16 protein-coding genes are annotated in these 19,613 nt (G+C 67.5%); 4 read left to right on the plus strand and 12 right to left on the minus strand.

Annotated features, from left to right (window positions below; translation table 11 throughout):
* Window positions 1–7: 7 nt before the first annotated feature.
* The 3 genes from egtD to ACZ5R1_RS08840 form a co-directional block, all read right to left on the minus strand.
* A complete protein-coding gene (gene egtD / locus ACZ5R1_RS08830; protein WP_074583102.1) occupies window positions 8–970 on the minus strand; it encodes an L-histidine N(alpha)-methyltransferase in 963 nt (320 codons plus the stop codon).
* A 3-nt stretch (window positions 971–973) separates the two neighbouring features.
* Entirely contained in the window at window positions 974–2,257 is a 1,284-nt protein-coding gene (gene egtB, locus ACZ5R1_RS08835) for an ergothioneine biosynthesis protein EgtB (protein WP_042133447.1), read from the minus strand.
* 98 nt (window positions 2,258–2,355) lie between these two features.
* A complete protein-coding gene (locus ACZ5R1_RS08840) occupies window positions 2,356–3,585 on the minus strand; it encodes a carbohydrate porin (RefSeq protein ID WP_464713044.1) in 1,230 nt (409 codons plus the stop codon).
* Window positions 3,586–3,791: 206 nt separating this feature from the next.
* On the opposite strand from ACZ5R1_RS08840, the gene ACZ5R1_RS08845 reads away from it, so the two are divergent.
* On the plus strand, window positions 3,792–4,736 hold the full coding sequence (locus tag ACZ5R1_RS08845) for a 2-hydroxyacid dehydrogenase (protein WP_464713045.1): 945 nt from the start codon (window positions 3,792–3,794) through the stop codon (window positions 4,734–4,736).
* 53 nt (window positions 4,737–4,789) lie between these two features.
* Complete coding sequence (locus tag ACZ5R1_RS08850) at window positions 4,790–9,136, plus strand: DEAD/DEAH box helicase (protein ID WP_464713046.1); 4,347 nt, start codon at window positions 4,790–4,792, stop codon at window positions 9,134–9,136.
* Between the two features lie 3 nt (window positions 9,137–9,139).
* Here ACZ5R1_RS08850 and ACZ5R1_RS08855 read toward each other — a convergent pair whose 3' ends face one another.
* Window positions 9,140–9,865, minus strand: coding sequence for a TorF family putative porin (locus ACZ5R1_RS08855; protein WP_144944550.1), 726 nt, complete (start codon window positions 9,863–9,865; stop codon window positions 9,140–9,142).
* 470 nt (window positions 9,866–10,335) lie between these two features.
* Between ACZ5R1_RS08855 and ACZ5R1_RS08860 the strand changes: the two genes are divergently transcribed.
* Complete coding sequence (locus ACZ5R1_RS08860; protein ID WP_007158915.1) at window positions 10,336–10,467, plus strand: hypothetical protein; 132 nt, start codon at window positions 10,336–10,338, stop codon at window positions 10,465–10,467.
* A 70-nt stretch (window positions 10,468–10,537) separates the two neighbouring features.
* On the opposite strand, the gene ACZ5R1_RS08865 is transcribed toward ACZ5R1_RS08860, so the two are convergent.
* The 5 genes from ACZ5R1_RS08865 to ACZ5R1_RS08885 form a co-directional block, all read right to left on the minus strand.
* Entirely contained in the window at window positions 10,538–11,302 is a 765-nt protein-coding gene (locus tag ACZ5R1_RS08865; RefSeq protein ID WP_007158914.1) for an ABC transporter ATP-binding protein, read from the minus strand.
* A 34-nt stretch (window positions 11,303–11,336) separates the two neighbouring features.
* A complete protein-coding gene (locus ACZ5R1_RS08870) occupies window positions 11,337–12,449 on the minus strand; it encodes a succinylglutamate desuccinylase/aspartoacylase family protein (protein WP_464713047.1) in 1,113 nt (370 codons plus the stop codon).
* A gap of 37 nt (window positions 12,450–12,486) precedes the next feature.
* Window positions 12,487–13,197 (minus strand): ABC transporter permease, encoded by a 711-nt coding sequence (locus ACZ5R1_RS08875; RefSeq protein ID WP_007158912.1) that lies wholly within the window; start codon window positions 13,195–13,197, stop codon window positions 12,487–12,489.
* On the minus strand, window positions 13,194–13,934 hold the full coding sequence (locus ACZ5R1_RS08880) for an ABC transporter permease (RefSeq protein ID WP_007158911.1): 741 nt from the start codon (window positions 13,932–13,934) through the stop codon (window positions 13,194–13,196). The genes ACZ5R1_RS08875 and ACZ5R1_RS08880 overlap by 4 nt, the downstream gene beginning before the upstream one ends.
* 102 nt (window positions 13,935–14,036) lie before the next feature.
* Window positions 14,037–14,816, minus strand: a complete 780-nt coding sequence (locus ACZ5R1_RS08885; protein WP_007158910.1) for a transporter substrate-binding domain-containing protein — start codon at window positions 14,814–14,816, stop codon at window positions 14,037–14,039.
* A gap of 495 nt (window positions 14,817–15,311) precedes the next feature.
* Between ACZ5R1_RS08885 and ACZ5R1_RS08890 the strand changes: the two genes are divergently transcribed.
* Window positions 15,312–15,797 (plus strand): hypothetical protein, encoded by a 486-nt coding sequence (locus ACZ5R1_RS08890; RefSeq protein WP_074583089.1) that lies wholly within the window; start codon window positions 15,312–15,314, stop codon window positions 15,795–15,797.
* Here ACZ5R1_RS08890 and ACZ5R1_RS08895 read toward each other — a convergent pair.
* The 3 genes from ACZ5R1_RS08895 to ACZ5R1_RS08905 are packed head-to-tail and all read right to left on the minus strand — an operon-like array spanning window position 15,737 to window position 19,581.
* Window positions 15,737–16,840: an FUSC family protein gene (locus tag ACZ5R1_RS08895; RefSeq protein ID WP_464713048.1), complete on the minus strand. Its 1,104-nt coding sequence runs from the start codon at window positions 16,838–16,840 to the stop codon at window positions 15,737–15,739. The two genes, ACZ5R1_RS08890 and ACZ5R1_RS08895, sit on opposite strands and share 61 nt — an antisense overlap.
* A gap of 3 nt (window positions 16,841–16,843) precedes the next feature.
* Window positions 16,844–18,565: an ATP-dependent DNA ligase gene (locus ACZ5R1_RS08900; protein ID WP_464713049.1), complete on the minus strand. Its 1,722-nt coding sequence runs from the start codon at window positions 18,563–18,565 to the stop codon at window positions 16,844–16,846.
* Window positions 18,562–19,581: a ligase-associated DNA damage response exonuclease gene (locus tag ACZ5R1_RS08905; protein WP_044340719.1), complete on the minus strand. Its 1,020-nt coding sequence runs from the start codon at window positions 19,579–19,581 to the stop codon at window positions 18,562–18,564. Before ACZ5R1_RS08905 ends, ACZ5R1_RS08900 begins: the two co-directional genes overlap by 4 nt.
* Window positions 19,582–19,613: the final 32 nt, after the last annotated feature.

A 19,613-nucleotide genomic window follows, 5' to 3' on the forward strand; every position in this document is an offset into this window, starting at 1 on the left:
GAAAGGATCAGGCCGCGAAGTAGAAAACGGCGAACAGCCCCTCGGGGTCGGTCCACACCCGCACCTGTCTGAAACCGGCGTCTTCGGCCAATGCACGAAAGCTCGCCAGGCTGTACTTGTAGGAATTCTCGGTATGCAGCCGCTCGCCTTCGCGGAAGGTGAAGCGGCGGCCTTCGAGACGTACCGTCTGGTCGCGGGTACTGACCAGGTGCATCTCGATGCGCGCCTGTTCTTCGTTGAAGAAGGCCAGGTGGCGGAAGCGCTGCGGATCCAGATCGGTGTCCAGCTCGCGGCGGATGCGTTCGAGCAGGTTGAGATTGAAGTCGGCGGTCACTCCCGCGGCATCGTTGTAGGCCGCATCCAGCCGCGCCCTGTCCTTGATCAGGTCCACGCCGATCAGCAGGCCACCGGTCGTCGGCAGCATCCGGTGCAGATTGCGCAGGAAAACGCCGGCTTCTTCCGGGGTGAAGTTGCCGATGCTCGAACCGGGAAAGAAGGCGATGGGGCGCAGGCCGTCGAGACTGTCGGGCAGGGTCATGGGGCGGCTGAAGTCGGCGCAGGCGGCGCTGACGTCCAGCCAGGGATAGTCGGCCGCCAGACGCTGGGTGCTGCTGAGCAGGAATTCCCGGGAGATGTCGATGCCCAGGTAGCCGGCCGGGTGCATGGCTTCCAGCAGCAGGCGCACCTTGCGACTGGCGCCGCTGCCCAGTTCGACCAGGGCGGCGTCGCGCCCCGCCAGGCGGGCGATCTCACCGGCCGCCGCGGCCAGGATGCCCTCTTCGGTGCGGGTGGGGTAGTACTCGGGCTGCCGGGTGATGGCCTCGAACAGCTCCGAACCGCGCTGATCGTAAAAGTACTTGGGCGACAGCGCCTTGGGGGTCTGGGCGAAGCCCTGGAGCACATCGTCCCGCAGCGAGCTGTCGGCGACGGTCACCGGTTGCTGATCGAAGAAGCGCACGGCTAGGGCCATGGGTCAGACCTCTCTGGCCAGGCGCAGGCCGGAGAACTGCCAGCGCATGGTGGGATAGAAGAAGTTGCGGTAGGTGGCACGCACATGGTCCTGGGGCGTGGCGCAGCAGCCCCCGCGCAGGACCATCTGGCCGGACATGAACTTGCCGTTGTATTCGCCCAGGCTGCCCGGCAGTGGCTTGAAGCCGGGGTATGGGCGGAAGGCGCTGCCGGTCCACTCCCAGACGTCGCCGAACAGCTGGCGCATGCCCTGGTCCGCATTGGCGACCGGTTGCAGGTGATCCTGGTCGACGAAGTTGCCCTGGATCGGCTGGCGCGCCGCCACGGTTTCCCATTCCGCCTCGGTGGGCAGCCGGGCACCGGCCCAGCTGGCGTAGGCATCGGCTTCATAGAAGCTCAGGTGGCAGACTGGTGCGGTTGGATCCACCGGGGTCAGGCCGCCCAGGGTGAAGTGGTGCCAGACGCCATCGAGCTTCTGCCAGTACAGCGGCGCCTGCCAGCCAAGGGTGCGGATGGCCGCGGCGCCGTCGGACAGCCAGAGATCGCTGCGGCCGTAGCCGTTGTCTTCGATGAAGGCCAGGTATTCGCCATTGGTGATCAGCCGATCGGCCAGCTGGAAGTCGTCCACGAATTGCCGATGCACCGGCGTCTCGCAATCAAAGGCGAAGCCGTCGCCGCCATGGCCGACATGCCGGACGCCGCCCGGATGGGCTTCCCAGCCCAGGGGCGCGACCGCGGCCTTGGGGCCCTTGGCCAGGTCGGCGCGATAGACCGGATGCAGGGGGTTCTGCGCCAGGATGTGCTTGATGTCCATGAGCAGCAATTCCTGGTGCTGCTGCTCGTGGTGCAGACCGAGTTCCAGGCGCCGGGCGATCTCGGCGGCATGTTCGGCGGGCGGCGCGCTGAGCAACTCGGCCATGGCCGTGTCCACCGCCGCGCGAAAGCGATAGACGTCGTCCACGCCCGGCCGCGACAGGTGCCCGCGGGCCGCCCGCGGAAAGGGCTTGCCGTGGGTCTCGTAATAGGAGTTGAACAGGTAGTCGTAGGCCGGATTGGGCGTCTGGTAGCCCTTGAGGAAGGGCTTGAGGATGAAGGCCTCGAAGAACCAGGTGACGTGGGCCAGGTGCCATTTCGGCGGACTGACGTCGGCCATGCTCTGGATGACGTAATCCTCGACGGTGAGCGGGGCGCAGAGCGCCTCGCTGGCCCTGCGCACACGCTGGAAGCGCTCGAGCAGGGTGGTGGCGGTGTCACTCGCTGCGGGCAGCTCGCGGGCGAGAGGATTCATGGCGTTCTCCCTGGTCGGCCTTTTGGTTGTCAGGAAACCGACCGGGCGGCATAAGTTTAGTTCGCCCGGTTATGACGAGCGGTCTCGCTTGCCCCTGTCTACCACCAGGTTTCCAGCTGCACGCCGAAGTTGTTGCCGTGACGGGCATCGCCGAAGGCGCCGCTGTCGGACAGCGCCGTACCGGCCACGGCAGCATCCTGGGCACCGCGGTTCCAGCTGGCGTAGGTCCAGTAGAGGCGGATCTCCGGCCGGTCCATCAGCCCCATGCCGCCCAGCGTCAGGGTCGGCGCCACGGTGACCTTGTTCAGCTTGCGGGTGGCGCCGCTGTCGGGATGGATCTGGTCGTGGCCGAACTCCACCTGCAATTTGAACAGACGGGTGAAGGCATAGCTGGGCCGCACGCCGAAGGAGTACCAGGTCTGGCCGCCATCGCCGGGGGCGCGGTCGCGCTGATAGAGCGCCAGCAACTGGCCGCCGAAGCGCGGGGTAAGCTGCCAGCGCGGCGATTCGAGCACGCGCAGGCTCTCGTAATCCCTATCGGCGGTCAGGCTGCCGGTGGCGCCCAGGCCGGTGCCTGGCCCGCGACCGTATTGAACGGTGAAGACGTTGACCCCGCCAAAGAATTGCGCCTGTTTGTGCTCGGCGGTGGCCGACCAGCCGCTGTGGGCGTTCTGTACCTGACCGGCGCGCTGGATGTAGGACAGCCCCAGTTCGATCTCGCCACCGGGATTGGTCTTGATGCCGCCCAGGTTCAGGTCGTGGCGGTTGGCCTTGTCCGGCTGGTCGATGTTGTCTTCGCGACTGAAGGCGTAGCTCAGCCGCAGGCCGCTGTCGCCCAGGCCATAGTCCTCCACACCGAAACCGGTGCCGCTCGGATTCCAATAGTAGAAGTCGTTGATATGGATGTCGTGACGCTTGTAGTAGCGACGCCCGGCCCAGAGACCACCGCCATTGAGCGCCGGCAGGCTGAGACTGGTCCAGATCTGCGGCAGGCGCACGTTGCCGTTGTCGCCGCTGAAGGTGGGGGTCTGGTCATAGACGTTGTAGAGGCTGGCCATGCCGTGCACCTTGAGTTCGGTGCCATCGACGCCCTTGTACAGGGTCTGGTGCAATTCGAGTTCCCAGTAGGTCTCGCATTCGTTACCCAGGCGGTACTTGGCGGGTGCGCCGGGCAGCTGGAAGCAGCTCTGCTTGCCGCCTTCGGCGGAGCCGCCGACACCCACTCTCCCGTAGCCGCTGAATTCCAGCGCCGTGGCGGTCAGCGGCAGGCTGCCGGCAAGGAAGGCAAGACAGCAGGTGGTGCCGGCCTGGCGGAGAACTCTGGTCATCCCGAAAATCCCTGTGTGGTTGGCGGACGCCGATCGGACCTGGGCCCGGCTCGACAAGTTGCGCGAATTTCCCAGCCGATCAAGGACTTGCCTTGGTTCGAAGGCACGGATCAAGACCGCCGAAAGCGGCAGCCTAAAGAGAATGGTTGACGACCACGGCTCCTGCTGGCGACGCTTGGGTTTTGCCTCAGGGAAAGTATTACAAAATGAAACCGACGCTGCTGATGGCCCCGCAATTGCCCCAGGGACTGGTGACCCAGCTCGAAGCCCACTACCGGGTCCTGGGGCCCTTTCCTTCGACCGATCCCGCGGCGCTGCCCGCGGGGGCCGAGGAGGCCGTGGCGCTGCTGACCATCGGCGGCCTGCCGACCCGCGCCGCGCTGCTGGATACCCTGCCGGCGCTGCGGCTGGTGGCCTGCTACGGCACCGGCTACGAAGGCGTGGAACTGGACGCCTGCCGCGCGCGCGGTATCGCCGTGACCACGGCGGGTGATGCCAATGCCACCGCCGTAGCCGAATTCGCCTTTGGCCTGGTCCTGGCCAGCGCGCGCCGCCTGCTGCAGGGCGATGCCTTCGTCCGCAGCGGCCGCTGGCAGGGCAACGCCGTCGAGCGCATGCCCCAGGTCCCGGGCCTGGCCGGGCGGCGTCTTGGCATCTATGGCCTGGGCGAGATCGGTCGGCGCATCGCCCGGCGTGGCGCAGCCTTCGACATGGAGATTGGCTACTTCAATCGCTCAAGGCGGGAGGGGCTGGACTATGCCTATCACGGCAGCCTGCTGGAGCTGGCGCGCTGGAGCGACGTGCTGGTGGTGGCGGTCCGCGCCAGCGCCGAGACCGTAGGCGCGGTGGATGCCGAGGTCCTGGCCGCGCTCGGCGCCGAGGGCCATCTGGTCAATATCTCTCGCGGCAGCGTGGTCGACGAGGATGCCCTGGCCGACGCCCTGGAGCAGGGGGTGATCGCCGGCGCCGGGCTGGATGTCTTCGCCCGCGAACCCGAGGTGCCCGAGCGCCTGCGCCAGCAGCCCAACCTGGTGCTCAGTCCCCATGTCGCGGCCAATGCGGCCTCGGCCCAGCAGGCCCAGCAAGAGGTGATGCTGGCGAATATCCAGGCCATGCTGCAGGGGGGCGAATTGCGCAATCGCATCGCCTGAGCCGCCGGTCGGCTTGGGTTGTGGCCCCGGATGGCCCCTCCCATATTGGGCGCATGACCTCGAATTCGCCTGCCGCCGTCCTGGCGGACTTTCACGACGCGCCGCGCAGCTGGTTCACGACGCGCTTTCCCGCCCCGACCGAGGCGCAGCTGCAGGCCTGGCCGGCCATTCGCGCCGGTGAATCGGTGCTGGTGGCGGCGCCCACCGGGTCGGGCAAGACGCTGACCGCCTTCTTCGCCGTACTCGATGGCCTGGTGCAGGAAGCGTTGCAGGAGGGTGGCCTGCCCGAGGCCTGCCTCTGGCTCTACGTGTCGCCGCTCAAGGCCCTGTCCAACGACATCCGCCTCAATCTCGAAGAACCCCTGGCCGGCATCGGCGCGGCGCTGGAGGCGCGGGGGTTGCCGCCGCTGGCCTTGCGCACGGCGGTACGCACCGGCGATACCCCGCAGAAGGAGCGGGCCGCCATGCGCCGGCGACCACCGCACCTGCTGGTCACCACCCCCGAATCCCTCTATGTGCTGCTGGGTTCGGATTCCGGGCGACGGATGCTGGCCAGCGTGCGCGGCGTCATCGTCGACGAGATCCATGCCATCGCCGATGGCAAGCGCGGTAGCCACCTGACCCTTAGTCTGGCGCGTCTGGAGGCCCTCACGGGCCATCCGCTGCAGCGCATCGGCCTGTCCGCCACCCAGAAACCGCTGGCCGCCGTGGCCGCCTTTCTGGTCGGCCGCGACGCCCAGGGGCAGCCCAGGCCCTGCACCGTCATCGACATCGGCCACCAGCGCGCCCGCGACCTGGCGCTGGAGGTGCCGCCCATTCCCCTGGAGGCGCTGCTGTCCACCCAGGCCTGGGAGCTGATCTACGACCGCCTGGCCGAACTGGCCGAGGCGCACCGCACCACTCTGGTGTTCGTCAACACCCGCCGGCTGGCCGAGCGCATGGCGCGCCAGCTCTCGGATCGCCTCGGCAATGCCCAGGTCGCCGCCCACCACGGCAGCCTGGCCAGGGAGCAGCGACTGGACGCCGAGCAGCGCCTCAAGCGTGGCGAGTTGCGGTTGCTGCTGGCGACCGCGTCCCTGGAGCTGGGCATCGACATCGGCGAGGTCGACCTGGTCTGCCAGATCGGCTCGCCGGGCTCCATCGCCGCCTTCCTGCAACGGGTCGGTCGCGCCAATCACCAGGTCGGCGGGCTACCCAAGGGACGGCTGTTTCCCACTTCGCGCGACGACCTGGTGGAATGCGTTGCGCTGCTCGACTGCGTGCGCCGCGGTGAGCTGGATACCCTGCACATCCCCGTGGCGCCGCTCGACGTCCTGGCCCAGCAACTGGTGGCCGAGGTCGCCTGCCAGGAGTGGTCGGAAGCGGGGCTGCTGGTCGTGCTGCGCCAGGCCGAACCCTATGCCGCGCTGAGCGAGGCCGACTACCGGGCCGTGGTGGAGATGCTCAGTCAGGGCTATACGGATCGCCGCGGTCCGCGCGCCGCCTATGTCCATCGGGACGCGGTCAACGGACTCCTGCGCGGCCGCCGCGGCGGCAAGGCGACCGCCGTGATGAGCGGCGGCACCATCCCGGAAAGCGGCGATTTCAGCGTGCTGCTGGAACCCCAGGGCCATACCGTCGGCAGCGTCAACGAGGATTTCGCCTTTGAAAGCCTGGTGGGCGACGTCTTCCAGCTGGGCAACACCGCCTACCGCATCGTCAAGATCGAAGGTAGCAAGGTGCGGGTGGAGGATGCCAAGGGCCAGCCGCCCAACATTCCCTTCTGGCACGGCGAGGCGCCGGGGCGCAGCGATGAGCTGTCGGCGGGTCTGGCGCGGCTGCGCGCGGACCTCGAACCCCTGCTGCCCGGCGCCGACGAGCCGCCGGAACCGGCCATCGCCCGCATTGGCGCGGCCTATGCGCTGGCCGAGGGCGCAGCGCGCCAGCTGGTGGACTATATCGGTCGGGCCCGCCAGGCGCTGGGCGCCTTGCCGACCCAGCAGACCCTGGTGATGGAAAGATTCTTCGACCAGGCCGGCGGCATGCAGCTGATCATCCATGCGCCCTTCGGCAGCCGCGTCAACCGTGCCTGGGGCCTGGCCCTGCGCAAGAGATTCTGTCGCACTTTCAATGTCGAGCTGCAGGCGGCGGCGACCGAGAACGCCCTGATCCTCTCGCTGGCCACCAGCCACAGCTTCGTGCTCGACGAGGTCTGGCGCTATCTGCATCCGGCTACCGCCGAGACCGTGCTGATCCAGGCGCTGCTCGACGCCCCGCTGTTCGCCGTGCGCTGGCGCTGGAACGCCACCACGGCCCTGGCGCTGCCGCGCTTCAGCGCCGGGCGCAAGGTGGCGACCCAGGTGCAGCGCATGCGCAGCGAAGACCTCCTGGCCACGGTCTTTCCCGATCAGGTGGCCTGCCTGGAAAATCTCGCCGGCGAGCGCCAGGTGCCGGAGCACCCGCTGGTCCGCCAGACCCTCGATGATTGCCTGCACGAATCCCTCGACAGCCGCGGTTGGCTGGCCCTGCTGGGACGCATCACGGCGGGCCAACTGACCCTGCTGACCCGCGACCTGCCCGGACCTTCGCCGCTGGCCGCCGAGGTGCTCACGGCCAAGCCCTATGCCTATCTGGACGACGCGCCCGTCGAGGAGCGGCGGACCCTGGCGGTGCAGAATCGCCGCTTCGGCGGTGCCGATCCCGACGAACTGGGCGCCCTGGATCCGGCGGCCATCGCCCTGGTGCGGGAGGAAGCCTGGCCGCGGCTGGAAAGCGCCGATGACCTGCACGAAGCCCTGCTGGGCGTCGGCTTCCTCACCGAGGCCGAAGTCGCACCGCGGCAGACCCAGGCGCGCCAGCTGGTCGAGGCCGGGCGGGCAGGGCGGCTGCGGCTGCCGGCCGCGACCCTGTGGATCGCGGCCGAGCGACTGCCATTGTTCCAGGCGCTGTTTCCCGACGTCGCCACCGAGCCGGCGCTCGAGGCGCCGCCGGGTTTCGCAGCGCCCGCGGATGCCGAGGCGGCCTTGGTGGAGCTGCTGCGCGCGCGCCTCACCGCCCTGGGTCCGGTAGACCAGGATGGACTGGCCGCCAGTCTAGGGTTGCCGTCGGCCCAGCTCACACCGGCGCTTTTGGCCCTGCAGGGTGAAGGCTATGTCCTGCAGGGACGCTTCACCGCAGCGGACAGCGCCGGGGAATGGTGCGAGCGCCACCTGCTGGCGCGGATCCATCGCTATACCCTGGGGCGGCTGCGCAAGGCCATCGAGCCGGTGGCCCTGGCCGACTACCTGAGATTCCTGCTGGAGCACCAGCATCTGACCGGTCCGGCGATCCTGAGAGGCAATGAGGGCCTGGAGCAGGTGATCGGCCTGCTGGAAGGCTTCGAGGTCGCCGCCGCCGGCTGGGAAGGCGAGATCCTGCCCAGTCGCCTGCCGAGCTATCAGTTCACCTACCTCGATGACCTCTGCCGCGCCGGTCGCGTGGTCTGGTTGCGCCTGCCCCAGGCGGGGCGCGGAGGCGGCGGACCGGTCAAGGGTTCGCCCATCGTCCTGCTGCCGCGCCGCCACCTGGCCGACTGGAACAGCCTGACCGAGCCCGCCGGCAGCGAAGTGCTGTCACCCAAGGCGCAACGGGTGCTGGAGGTGCTGACCCACCGCGGCGCCTCCTTTTTCGATGAATTGCTCGGCGAGGCGCGCCTGCTGCGCAGCGAGCTGGAGACGGCCCTGGGCGAGCTGGTAGGGGCCGGTGCGGTCAACGCCGACAGCTTCGCCGGCCTACGCGCCCTGCTGCAGCCGGCGGCCAAGCGTGGCAGTGGTCGCAGCGGTTCGCGCCGCGGGCGCATGGCGCTCTATGGCGGGATGGAGGATGCCGGTCGCTGGGTCGCCTTGCGGCCCGCCGAGGCGCCGGACGAGGCGCGGCTGCCGGATGCGCTGCTGGAGCGGCTGGTCGGGCTGCTACTGCGTCGCTATGGCGTGCTCTGCTGGCAGCTGCTGGAGCGCGAAAGCGCCGTCCTGCCGCCCTGGCGCGATCTCCTGCGTGCCTGCCATCGCCTGGAAGCCCGCGGCGAAATCCGCGGCGGGCGCTTCATCGCCGGTCTGTCCGGAGAGCAATTTGCCGATCCGGCGGCCATCGCACCCCTGCGTGAGTGGCGCCAGCGTCCGGCGGAAGATCTCTGGGTGTGCGTCTCGGCGCTGGATCCGCTCAATCTGGTCGGTACCCTGCTGCCCGGGGTCAAGGTGCCTGCCGTGGCCGGCAATCGCCTGCTCTATCGCGACGGAGTGCCGATCGCCACGCGGGTGGGAACCAGGGTCAACTGGCTGGTGGAGCTGGACGCAGGAGAACAGGTGCGGGCGCGGCAGGCGCTGCAGCAACTGGGACGGGAACGGCCCCAGGTCGGCATCGGGCGCAGCCTGCTGCGGCAGTAAGGACTAGAAGAAGGGGTGCGACGCCTTGAGCATGAGGGCGCTGTCGCAATAGGTGTTGTGGCCCGAATACACCGAGCAGTCGGCGCCTCTCAGGCTGGTGCCGCTGTAGGTCAGGTTGAACAGGGTATTCACCCACTTGCGACTCAGATTCACCGACCAGTCGTTGAAGCTGCGCACCATGCCGCCGCTGTCGAGGGTCGTGGGTACGTCCAGCACATAGTTGGTGTACTTGAGGGAGACACCGGTCTTGATCAGCGGCAGGGTCCCCAGGTCGGCATAGACCGAGGCATTGTGGCGCCCCGGGTCATTGGCGAAGGCGGCGCCCAGGCGCTTGCCATAGACGGTCATCCCGGAATACAGCTCGCGACTGGGATCGACGTTCTGGATCAGGTTGCTGTAGTTGATCACGCCCAGTTCGTAGCCATAACCTGGGGCGAAGCGGTGCTTGTAGCCGGCGTAGGTGTCCATCTCCAGCAGCGGCGCTTCCGCGGACGAGGCGTTGTTGGTCGTCCACTGGCCGAAGTACAGCCCGCTGTCGTGGGTGAGATCGAAGCCACCGCCCATGCCGGCGGAGTTCGGTGCGACCAGTCCCTGCGCCATGCTGCGTGACGGCGCCGTGCCCATCTTCAGATCGAAATCCCCTACCTCGCGCTGCATGCCCCAGCTGGCCGCCAGCACCGGACTGGCCAGCAGCCCTAAAACGAGGAAGAGAGGTAAGGATCTGGTCATGGGAGCACTCCTGCCGTGCCGGTCACGCTAACTTGAGAAAGGATGTGATGGGGATAACAACAAGCAGGGAGAACATCGAGGTGCGAACACCCTGATGACATCGTTGTTATTGGATGAGAAACCGCGGCTAACCCGTTATCGTCCCTCGATGATAACCAACGAAGAGGGCATTTTTTCGCCATTCGTCAGTTTGCAGATGGAGAATTGAACTCGTCGTTAGGCTCCAGACCGTCGAATTTGATATGGGTTCCGATAACAATCGGTAACCGACTGCTCTGCGAGCGAGCATCCACGCGGCCGCTGCCGTCCAGGTAAAAGACACACTTTTTGACAAAGCGCAGCCCTGTTGCGACGAACAACCGCACGCCAGTGGATTGAATCGACAGGGAAAGGCTCAATATTGTGGAGGAGGGCAGCACGCGCTGCCCGCCATGGCTGTCCCTGACTGAGCGCTGGCTCGAGGAGTTTTCATGAACGACCGTATACAAGCTCTGATGCTGGACCTGCTCGCCCGACTCGGTCTGGTCAAGGCCATCCCGATTCCCAGTCGCGAGCGCGAGCAACTGGCTGCCCAGCGTCGTCGTCAGCAGCAGCGCCGCTGAACGCGCTGATGCGAATCCGAGCGGCGGGCGCCGCCGGGTTCGCGTAGGGTCCCCGGCCGGGGACCCGGGCTTACTTCAGATTGCCGCTGAGAAACTGGCGCAGGCGTTCGCTCCGCGGACTGACCAGCACTTCGCTCGGCGGACCTTCTTCCTCCACCACCCCCTGGTGCAGGAACAGCACCTGGGAAGACACCTCGCGGGCGAAGGCCATCTCGTGGGTCACCATGAGCATGGTACGACCTTCTTCCGCCAGGGCGCGGATCACCTTGAGCACCTCGCCGACCAGCTCCGGGTCCAGGGCCGAGGTGGGCTCGTCGAACAGCATGATCTCCGGTTCCATCGCCAGCGCACGGGCGATGGCGACCCGTTGCTGCTGACCGCCGGACAGGAAGGCGGGGTACTGTTCGGCAACCCGGGCGGGCAGGCCGACCTTGTCCAGGTACTTGCGTGCGCGGTCTTCGGCTTCCGCCTTGCTCACGCCCAGGGCCTTGCGCGGCGCCAGGGTGATGTTGTCCAGCACGCTCAGGTGACTCCAGAGATTGAAGTGCTGGAAGACCATGGCCAGGCGGGTGCGCAGATTCTGCAGCTGGGCCGCATCGGCCACCCGGACGGCGCCGCGATCATCGGCCATGCGAACGGTCTCGCCGTCCAGGGTCATGGTCACGGCGTTGGGCTGCTCGAGGAAGTTGATGCAGCGCAGAAAGGTGCTCTTGCCCGAGCCACTGGCGCCGATCAGGCTGACCACATCGCCGGTCTTGGCCTTGAGCGACACGCCCTTGAGCACTTCATGGTCGCCGTAACGCTTGTGCAGGCCTTCGACGGTCAGTTTGTACATGGATAGGGATTCCACAGCAGAAAAGGGGTAGGGATCACGGCGAGAGCAGGTAGCCGCTGCGATAGGCCTCGGTGCCCGCCACATGGGCGATCACCATGCCGGCGGTGGCCATGCGGCGATTGGAGCGCGCATAGAGGATGCCGGCGACCGCGCTGCGCACCTCTTCGGCGCGATCGCTGATCGGATCTATGACGTGCGCCAGCACCTGGCCGACCGCGATGCGCTCGCCCACCTGGGCTATGAGCACCAGCACACCGCCCTGGGTGGTCGCCACCGGCTCCACGGCCGCCAGCGGCGTGGCCGGTTGCAGCAGCGGTGGCAGCGGGGCAGCGGTGCCACTCAGGAAGCCCTGGTGGCGCAGGTAGTTGACGATGGCCTCGGCATCCGCCGCGGCGAGATCATCACGCACGTCCAGTTGGCCACGCAGCTCCAGGGTCACCGACAGGCTGCCCAGGGGCAGGCGCTCGCCAAAGCGCTGGTTGAGATTCCACCAGAGCAGGGTGAAGCATTCATCGAAGGACTGGCCGCCCGAATCGGTGGCGAGCAGGCTGGCTTCGGAACCGAAGTAGCGCGCCAGCGGTTCGACCTGGGGCCAGGCTTCCGGAGTGGTGTAGAGGTGGGCCACGGCGTCGAAATCGCAGTGCAGGTCGAGCACCACCTCGGCGTCGCAGGCCAGGCGCTGCAGGGTCAGGCGCTGACTGTCGAGCTGGGTGGTGGCGGATTCCGCGGCCAGGGCCGTGCGGAAGGCCTCGCGCACCAGAGCCTGGTTGGCGGCCACGTCATCGCCGAGGCGCTCGGCGATGACGGCCTCCACCTGGGCGGTCATGTCGCGGAAGCGGCGATTGAAGTTCTGCCCCGTCTCCAGCTCGTAGCGACCGAGGTGGACGTCGGCGACCTGCTGGTCCTGACCGATGGGGTTGGCTACCGGCACCAGCACCACTTCCGCCAGCAGTTCACCGGCGGCTTCCAGCGCCTTGAGGCGCTGCTTGAGGTGCCAGGCGGTGAGCATGCCGGGCAGTTCATCGGCATGCAGCGAGGCCTGGATATAGACCTTGCGACCGCTGTCGGCGGGGCCGAAGTGGAAGCTGTGGATGCAGCGCTCGGTGCCCGGGACCGGGGCGACCAGCGGATGGGTGAGATGGCGCATGACAACTCCGGGGCCACGCCGGGCGCGGCCGCTTGGGTCAGTGGGTCGGGCCTAGGAAGGCCAGCCAGCGGCGCTCCGCCAGGCGGAACAGGCCGATCAGGATGAAGGACACCGCCAGGTACAGCAACGCGGCCAGGCCGAAGGCCTGGAAGGTCAGGAAGGTGGCGGTGTTGGCATCGCGGGCGATCTTGAGCAGGTCCGGCACCGTGGCGGTAAAGGCCAGGGTGGTGGAGTGCAGCATCATGATGACCTCGTTGCTGTAGAACGGCAGCGAACGGCGCAGCGCCGAGGGCAGGATCACGTGCACATAGAGGCGCCAGCCGTCCAGGCCATAGGCCTTGGCCGCCTCGACCTCGCCATGGGGCGTGTTGCGGATGGCCCCGGCGAAGATCTCGGTGGTGTAGGCGCAGGTATTCAGGGCGAAGGCCAGGATGGTGCAGTTCAGGCCGTCGCGGAAGAAGCTGCCCAGCATCGGCTGGTCGCGCACGAAGCCCAGGCTGTAGATGCCGGTGTAGCAGATCAGCAGCTGCAGATAGAGCGGGGTGCCGCGAAAGACGTAGGTGTAGAAGCCGATCGGCCAGCGCAGCCAGCGGCGCTCCGAGACCCGGGCCACCGACAGCGGCACCGAGACGATGAAGCCGATCACCACCGAGGCCACCAGCAGCCAGAGGGTCATGGCCAGGCCGGTGATGTGGTAGCCGTCGGTCCACAGCAGCGGTTTCCAATATTGCTGCAGGAGTTCGATCATCGCTTGGCCTCCCGCACGCCGACGTGGTAGCGCCGTTCCAGCGCCCCGAGGATGGCGTTGGTCACGGCGGTGATGAGCAGATAGATGACGCCGGCGACGATCAGGAAGTAGAACAGCTTGAAGGTGCCCTTGCCGGCCTCCTGGGAGGCGCGGACCAGATCGGCCAGGCCGATGATGGAGACCAGCGCGGTGGCCTTGAGCAGCACCTGCCAGTTGTTGCCGATGCCGGGCAGGGCGAATCTCATCATCTGCGGAAAGGTGATCAGGGTGAAGGTCTGCCAGCGGGTCAGGCCGTAGGCCAGGGCCGCTTCGCCCTGGCCGCGCGGCACCGCGAGGATGGCGCCGCGAAAGGTCTCGGTGAAGTAGGCGCCATAGATGAAGCCGAGGGTGGCGATACCGGCGGCCATGGGATCGATGTCGATGTAGTCCCAGCCCATGTAGTCGGTGAGGGCGCCCAGCCAGTTCTGCAGGCTGTAGAAGATCAGCAGCATCAGCACCAGATCGGGCACGCCCCGGATCAGGGTAGTGTAGCTCTGGGCGATGAAGCGCAGGGGTGCGAGGCGCGACAGCTTGGCCGAGGCGCCGAGCAGGCCGAGGATGACCGCCACGATCAGCGCGAAGCCGGCGAGCTTGAGGGTCGTCAGGGTGCCTTCCAGGATCAGCGGGCCGTAGCCATGCAGGCTGAGCGTGCCCAGTCCGATGGACTGCAAGAAGGAGTCGAAGGAATTCTGCTGCATGCGTCTTGGGAGAATCGCCTGGTGAGGCCGCGGGCGCCACGAGCGCCAACGGTCATACGTAAAACGCCCCCGGTGGCACCGGGGGCGTCTGCCGAACCGACCTTACTTGGGATCGTAGAGGTTCAGGTCGCCGAAGTACTTCTTCTGGATCTTGTCGTAGGTGCCGTCGGCGTGGATGGCCGCGATGCCCTTGTTGACGAAGGTTTTGAACTCGTCGTTGCCCTTGCGGATACCGATGGCGGTATCGGCCGGCAGCAGCTCGTCGTGGATGGCGGTGTTGGTGTAGCCCTTGCCCTGGGGCGACTTCATGAAGCCACCTTCGGCCTGCAGCATGTCCTGCATGGCGACGTCGATACGACCGGACACCAGGTCGGCATAGACCTGATCCTGGTTCTGGTAGCTCTGGACGTTCACGCCGTTGGGCGCCAGCTTCTGCTTGGCGAACGTTTCCTGGATGGTGCCCTGCTGCACGCCGACGGTCTTGCCCTTCAGGCTTTCCGCGGTGGCCTGCAGGTTGGCGCCTTCCTTGGTGACCATGGAGGAGGGACCCGACCACAGCAGGTCGGAGAAGTCGATCTGCTCGGCACGCGCCGGGGTCTTGGTCAGCGAGGACAGGATGCCGTCGAACTTGCGCGCGCGCAGGCCGGGGATCAGGCCGTCGAAGTCACTCACCACCCACTTGCACTTCACTTCCAGCTTCTCGCAGATGGCGTTGCCCAGCTCGATGTCGAAGCCGACGAAGCTGCCATCGGCGGCCTGGGATTCGAAGGGCGGATAGGTGGTATCCACACCGAAGCGGATCTCTTTCCATTCCTTGGCCATCGCCGAACCGGCGGCCAGACACAGGGCGAGCGCAGAGAGAGTCAGCCAGCTTTTTTTCATGTCGGATCCTAGTGCGAATGTGGATGAAATCATGGCGCCAGTACGACGCCCGTGCCCTCGCGGGAGCAATAAGCTTACCAGTCGGCGAAGATCGTCCCAAATCTGTACGCGGTTGCCGCGTTGGTTACATCCTGTAGCAGCCGACCCAGCCAAGCGGCGCGCATTATGCACCGGAAAGGCGCGGCTTTCCTGCCCGTGGCGGACGAACGCACTGCTTTGGGTCTAAAAAGACACGCGTGCGCCAAAGGTGGGCAAAAAGGTAGCAGAAGACCCAATTCGATAAGACATCGTATCTGCTCAGTAGCAATAGCGGCGTGCGGCTGTGTGCAAAGGAAACGGGAGCGAGGCGAGATGACCGGTCGGGAAAAGGCGATGACCTCTGGCGTGCTCTACCAAGTTGGGTTCGACGACCGGCCCGGCCACGGAGACTGCGGCTTTCTGCCGCGACCGCTGGGGACAGGCCGGCACAGCTACCACAAGGCATTGGGCTAGCCGGTGGCGCGAGGCCTGGGCAGGCTACTGGCGCTGATCGCCCTGGCCGCACTCTATGGGGCGCTGCATGATCAGGTCAGCTATGGCCTGGGACCGGATTACTTCACCTGCCTGAAATTTCCGCAATTCGGCCTGCTCGACACGGCGCTGGCGCCTCATTGGCGAGCGGCCAGGGTCGGCCTGCAGGCCGGCGCGGTGGCCGGACTGCCGCTGGGCCTGGCGCTGCTCTGGCTGGCCCGCGGGCGGCCTGCCGGTGACCGCTATCTCTGGCGCGGCAGCGCGGCCGTGCTGCTCGGAGCACTGGGCTGCGCCCTGCTGGGCCTGGGCCTGGGTTGGCTCGCCCTGGAGCTGGGCAGCGTCCTGCGGGTGCCGGCCTGCGTGCAGGATCGTCGTGGTTTCCTGCTGGCGGCCTGGATGCACGATGGCAGTTACCTGGGCGCCTTGCTGGGGTTGCTGGTGTTTGCCTGGCGCAACCGACGTCGCCGCTGAAGGCGGGCGAGTCCCTGTTCGACGCCGGCCTCCAGCGCCAGAAAGAGCAGGGCGACCGCGCCGCCGAGCAGGGTGCTGCCGATCCGTTCGCGGGCGATGCTGGCCTCGGGCGCGCCGGCCAGGCCGACCATCAGTACCGTGGTGCCGGTGATGAACAGCGTCTGCAGCGAATAGCGCCCGTCCTGCAATAGATAGGCGCCCGCCGCGCACAGCAGGCAGGCGCCGGCCAGGACGACGGGGGTGTCATCGAGCCAGACCACCGCGCCCGCCAGCAGGCAACCGGCCAGGGTGCCGCCCAACCGGCCGAGGCCGCGCCGCCAGGTGTCGCCCAGGCGCGGCTTGAGGACCAGCAGCGCGGTCATGGGCGCCCAGTAGCCGTGACCGTACTCCAGCAGGCCGGTCAGGGTCTGGCAGAGAGCGACCACGGCGGCGGCATAGAAGCCGTACCGGCCGAGGCGAAACCTGTCCGCGAACAGCACCACGACCTCGTGGAGGTGAGCCTTCAGGGAGCCGGTGCGCAGCCGCCACTGGGAGCGGTAGAGCGCCTTTTGCACCAGGGCGAAGAGCACCAGTTGCAGCAGCCCACCACCCAGCACCAGACCGCCCCGCAACAGCGCCTGCTGCAGGTCACCGGGAAAGCCGCCGGCCACCAGCAGGGCCACCGTCCATTGCTGGGTGATCCACCAGGGGCCGTTGCCAACGGCGAACAGCCAGGCGCAGCAGGCGGCCCAGAGGGCACCGGCCAGAACCAGCGCTGGCAGCTGGTGGCCCAACAGGGAGCCGACCACGGCGGAAAAGGCCATCCCCAGCGCCGCCACCAGCATCGGTGCCAGGGGTTCGGCGGCAAAGCTCTTGTAGGCGCCGAAGCCGACGGTATAGGCGCCGCCCAGGGCCACCACGCAGGGCAGCCAGGCAGCCATCCAGCCGCCGGCGAGCAGGATGATCGCCAGCGCCGGCAGGCAGGCTAGCGCCAGGGCCCAGCGCGGTTCCCGCGGGGCCCCTATGGCGCCATCGGCGACCGGCGGCGCGGTCTGACCGGCCATGGGCTAGGCCAGCAGATTCTGCAGGATGTCGAGGGTGTCGGCTTCGGCCACCGGCTTGTCGTGACGCCAGCGCAGCATGCGCGGAAAGCGCACCGCGACGCCGCTCTTGTGGCGCTTGGACAGGGCGATGCCCTCGAAGCCCAGTTCGAACACCAGGGTCGGCTCGACGCTGCGCACCGGGCCGAACTTCTCCACCGTGGTGCGCCGGACGATGGCGTCCACCTTGCGCATCTCTTCGTCCGTGAGGCCGGAGTAGGCCTTGGCGAAGGGCACCAGGGTGCGTTCGCTGCTCTCCGGCGGACCGTCCCAGACGGCGAAGGTGTAGTCGGAATAGAGACTGGCACGTCGCCCGTGGCCGCGCTGGGCATAGATGAGCACTGCATCCACCGAGAAGGGATCGACCTTCCACTTCCACCAGGTGCCCATGTCCTTGGTGCGACCGACGCCATAGAGCGAATCCTGGGCCTTGAGCATCATGCCTTCGACGCCCAGGGTGCGGGAGGCCTCGCGCTGGCGGGCGAGGTCCTGCCAGTCGCGCCCGTGCAACAGTGGCGAGGGTCTCAGCAACGGGCTGGCGCAACGGCCCACCACTTGCTCCAGCTCGGCGCGGCGCTGGCGTTGCGGCTGGCTGCGCAGGTCGTGGCCCTGCCATTCCAGCAGGTCGTAGGCGAGCAGGATGACCGGCACGTCTTCGAGGATCTTCTTGCCCAGCGTCTTGCGGCCGATGCGTTGCTGCAGCAGGGCGAAGGGTTGCACGCCGAAGGGGATGGGCGCGGCCGGATCGCGGCCGTCCTGCTGCTCGCTCACCTCTTCGCTGCTGAGCAGGGTGTCGGGCGCGGCGTCTTCCTTCCAGACCACGATCTCGCCGTCGATCACGGTGCCATCGGGCAGCGCTTCCGCGAGGGGATGCAATTCGGGAAAACGATCGGTGACCAGGTCTTCGCCCCGCGACCAGATCCACAGCCGACCGTCGCGCTTGACCAGCTGGGCGCGGATGCCATCCCACTTCCATTCCACCTGCCAGTCCTCGGCCCGCCCCAGTTGCGCCTCGAACTGCTCCACCGGCAGTTGCAGGGCGTGGGCGAGAAAGAAGGGATAGGGCTGGCCGCCGCGCTGGGCGTGCTCGTCTGGACTTTCCGGGGCGACCAGGCGGGCATAGCCCTCGGCGGTGGGACGGTGGGAGAGATCGGTATAGCCCACCAGGCGCTGGGCGACGCGCTTGGGATCCAGATCCGCCAAGGTGGCAAGGGCGCGGGTCACCAACAGCTTGGAGACACCGACGCGGAATTCGCCGGTGATCAGCTTGATGCAGACCATCAGGCTCTGGCGATCCAGCTGGCCCCAGAGCGGCGGCAGGCGCTCGGCCAGCTCTTCCGGTGGCAGGCCGCGCAGGGGCAGCAGGTACTCCTCCAGCCAGAAGGCCAGGCCCTCGGCATTGGCGGCATCGGCGGTGGGAATCAGCAGGGCCATGGTCTCCGCCAGGTCACCCACCGCCTGGTAGCTCTCCTCGAACAGCCACTCGGGCAGGCCGGAGAGGGCCATGGTCAATTCGCGCAGCTGCCGGGTCGGCACCAGCCGACGAGGGCGGCCGCCGGCGAGGAAATACACCGCCCAGGCGGCATCCGCGGCCGGGGCGCTGCCGAAGTAGTCCACCAGGGCCGCGAGCTTGGCGTTGCTGGAGGTGGTGGCGTCGAGACGCCCGTAGAGTTCGGCGAAGGCCTTCATGCCTGGGCCTCCGCGGCGACGGGGGTGTCATCCTCCTCACCGTATTCGGTGGTGAAGCCCTGGGCGTCCAGCCCCTGGTCGCGCAGGTAGCGCACCAGGGTGGCGACCGAGCCATGGGTGACCATCACCCGCTCGGCGCCGGTCTGCTCGATGGCCCACAGCAGGCCCGGCCAGTCGGCGTGGTCGGAGAGCACGAAGCCGCGATCCACGCCGCGTCGGCGGCGGGTGCCGCGCAGCATCATCCAGCCGCTGGCGAAGGCGTCGCTGTGTTCGCCGAAGCGGCGGATCCAGGTACTGCCCCCGGCCGAGGGCGGGGCGATGATCAGCGCCTGGCGCAACGTGGGATCGCTCTTCTTGAAGTCGCCGGCGTAGTGGGTCTCGGGAATGCGGATGCCGGCCTCGCGATAGACCCGGTTGAGGGGCTCCACCGCGCCATGGGCCAGGATGGGGCCGATCTCCGGATCGAGGCCGTGCAGCAGGCGTTGCGCCTTGCCGAAGGCATAGCTGTAGAGGACGCTGGCCAGCCCCTGGGCCTGGTTGGCGCGCCACCATTGGTTGACCTCGGCGAAGATCTCGGCCTGAGGTCGCCAGCGATAGATCGGCAGGCCAAAGGTGGATTCGGTGATGAAGGTATGGCAGCGCACCGGCTCGAAAGGGGTGCAGGTGCCATCGGGTTCGACCTTGTAGTCGCCCGAGGCGACCCAGACCTCGCCGCGGTATTCCAGGCGTACCTGGGCCGACCCCAGCACATGGCCGGCCGGATGGAAGCTCAGCCTGACCCCGTGGTGGTCGATGACCTCGCCGTATTCCAGGGTCTGGAGGTTGATGTCGGCACCGAGCCTGGCGCGCAGGATGCCGGCACTGGCCGAGGTGGCGAGATAGTGACCGTTGCCTACCCGGGCATGGTCGCCGTGGCCATGGGTGATGACCGAACGTTCCACCGGATGCCAGGGATCGATGTAGAAGTCGCCGGGCGGGCAGTAGAGGCCGTCCGGGCGAGCGATGACGAGGTCCATGGGCGCCGCTCTGCTGGGGGATTACCCATAGG

Source organism: Pseudomonas sp. Pso3 (assembly GCF_055393275.1).

What these genes read in the sequence shown, in the direction of transcription:
- ACZ5R1_RS08905 (WP_044340719.1), bottom strand. Translation starts at nt 19,581, where the DNA reads ATGGACCTCGTCATCGCTCGCCCGGACGGCCTCTACTGCCCGCCCGGC.
- ACZ5R1_RS08845 (WP_464713045.1), top strand. Translation starts at nt 3,792, where the DNA reads ATGAAACCGACGCTGCTGATGGCCCCGCAATTGCCCCAGGGACTGGTG.
- ACZ5R1_RS08885 (WP_007158910.1), bottom strand. Translation starts at nt 14,816, where the DNA reads ATGAAAAAAAGCTGGCTGACTCTCTCTGCGCTCGCCCTGTGTCTGGCC.
- ACZ5R1_RS08870 (WP_464713047.1), bottom strand. Translation starts at nt 12,449, where the DNA reads ATGCGCCATCTCACCCATCCGCTGGTCGCCCCGGTCCCGGGCACCGAG.
- ACZ5R1_RS08880 (WP_007158911.1), bottom strand. Translation starts at nt 13,934, where the DNA reads ATGCAGCAGAATTCCTTCGACTCCTTCTTGCAGTCCATCGGACTGGGC.
- ACZ5R1_RS08875 (WP_007158912.1), bottom strand. Translation starts at nt 13,197, where the DNA reads ATGATCGAACTCCTGCAGCAATATTGGAAACCGCTGCTGTGGACCGAC.
- ACZ5R1_RS08840 (WP_464713044.1), bottom strand. Translation starts at nt 3,585, where the DNA reads ATGACCAGAGTTCTCCGCCAGGCCGGCACCACCTGCTGTCTTGCCTTC.
- ACZ5R1_RS08900 (WP_464713049.1), bottom strand. Translation starts at nt 18,565, where the DNA reads ATGAAGGCCTTCGCCGAACTCTACGGGCGTCTCGACGCCACCACCTCC.
- ACZ5R1_RS08860 (WP_007158915.1), top strand. Translation starts at nt 10,336, where the DNA reads ATGAACGACCGTATACAAGCTCTGATGCTGGACCTGCTCGCCCGACTC.
- egtD (WP_074583102.1), bottom strand. Translation starts at nt 970, where the DNA reads ATGGCCCTAGCCGTGCGCTTCTTCGATCAGCAACCGGTGACCGTCGCC.
- ACZ5R1_RS08855 (WP_144944550.1), bottom strand. Translation starts at nt 9,865, where the DNA reads ATGACCAGATCCTTACCTCTCTTCCTCGTTTTAGGGCTGCTGGCCAGT.
- egtB (WP_042133447.1), bottom strand. Translation starts at nt 2,257, where the DNA reads ATGAATCCTCTCGCCCGCGAGCTGCCCGCAGCGAGTGACACCGCCACC.
- ACZ5R1_RS08850 (WP_464713046.1), top strand. Translation starts at nt 4,790, where the DNA reads ATGACCTCGAATTCGCCTGCCGCCGTCCTGGCGGACTTTCACGACGCG.
- ACZ5R1_RS08865 (WP_007158914.1), bottom strand. Translation starts at nt 11,302, where the DNA reads ATGTACAAACTGACCGTCGAAGGCCTGCACAAGCGTTACGGCGACCAT.
- ACZ5R1_RS08895 (WP_464713048.1), bottom strand. Translation starts at nt 16,840, where the DNA reads ATGGCCGGTCAGACCGCGCCGCCGGTCGCCGATGGCGCCATAGGGGCC.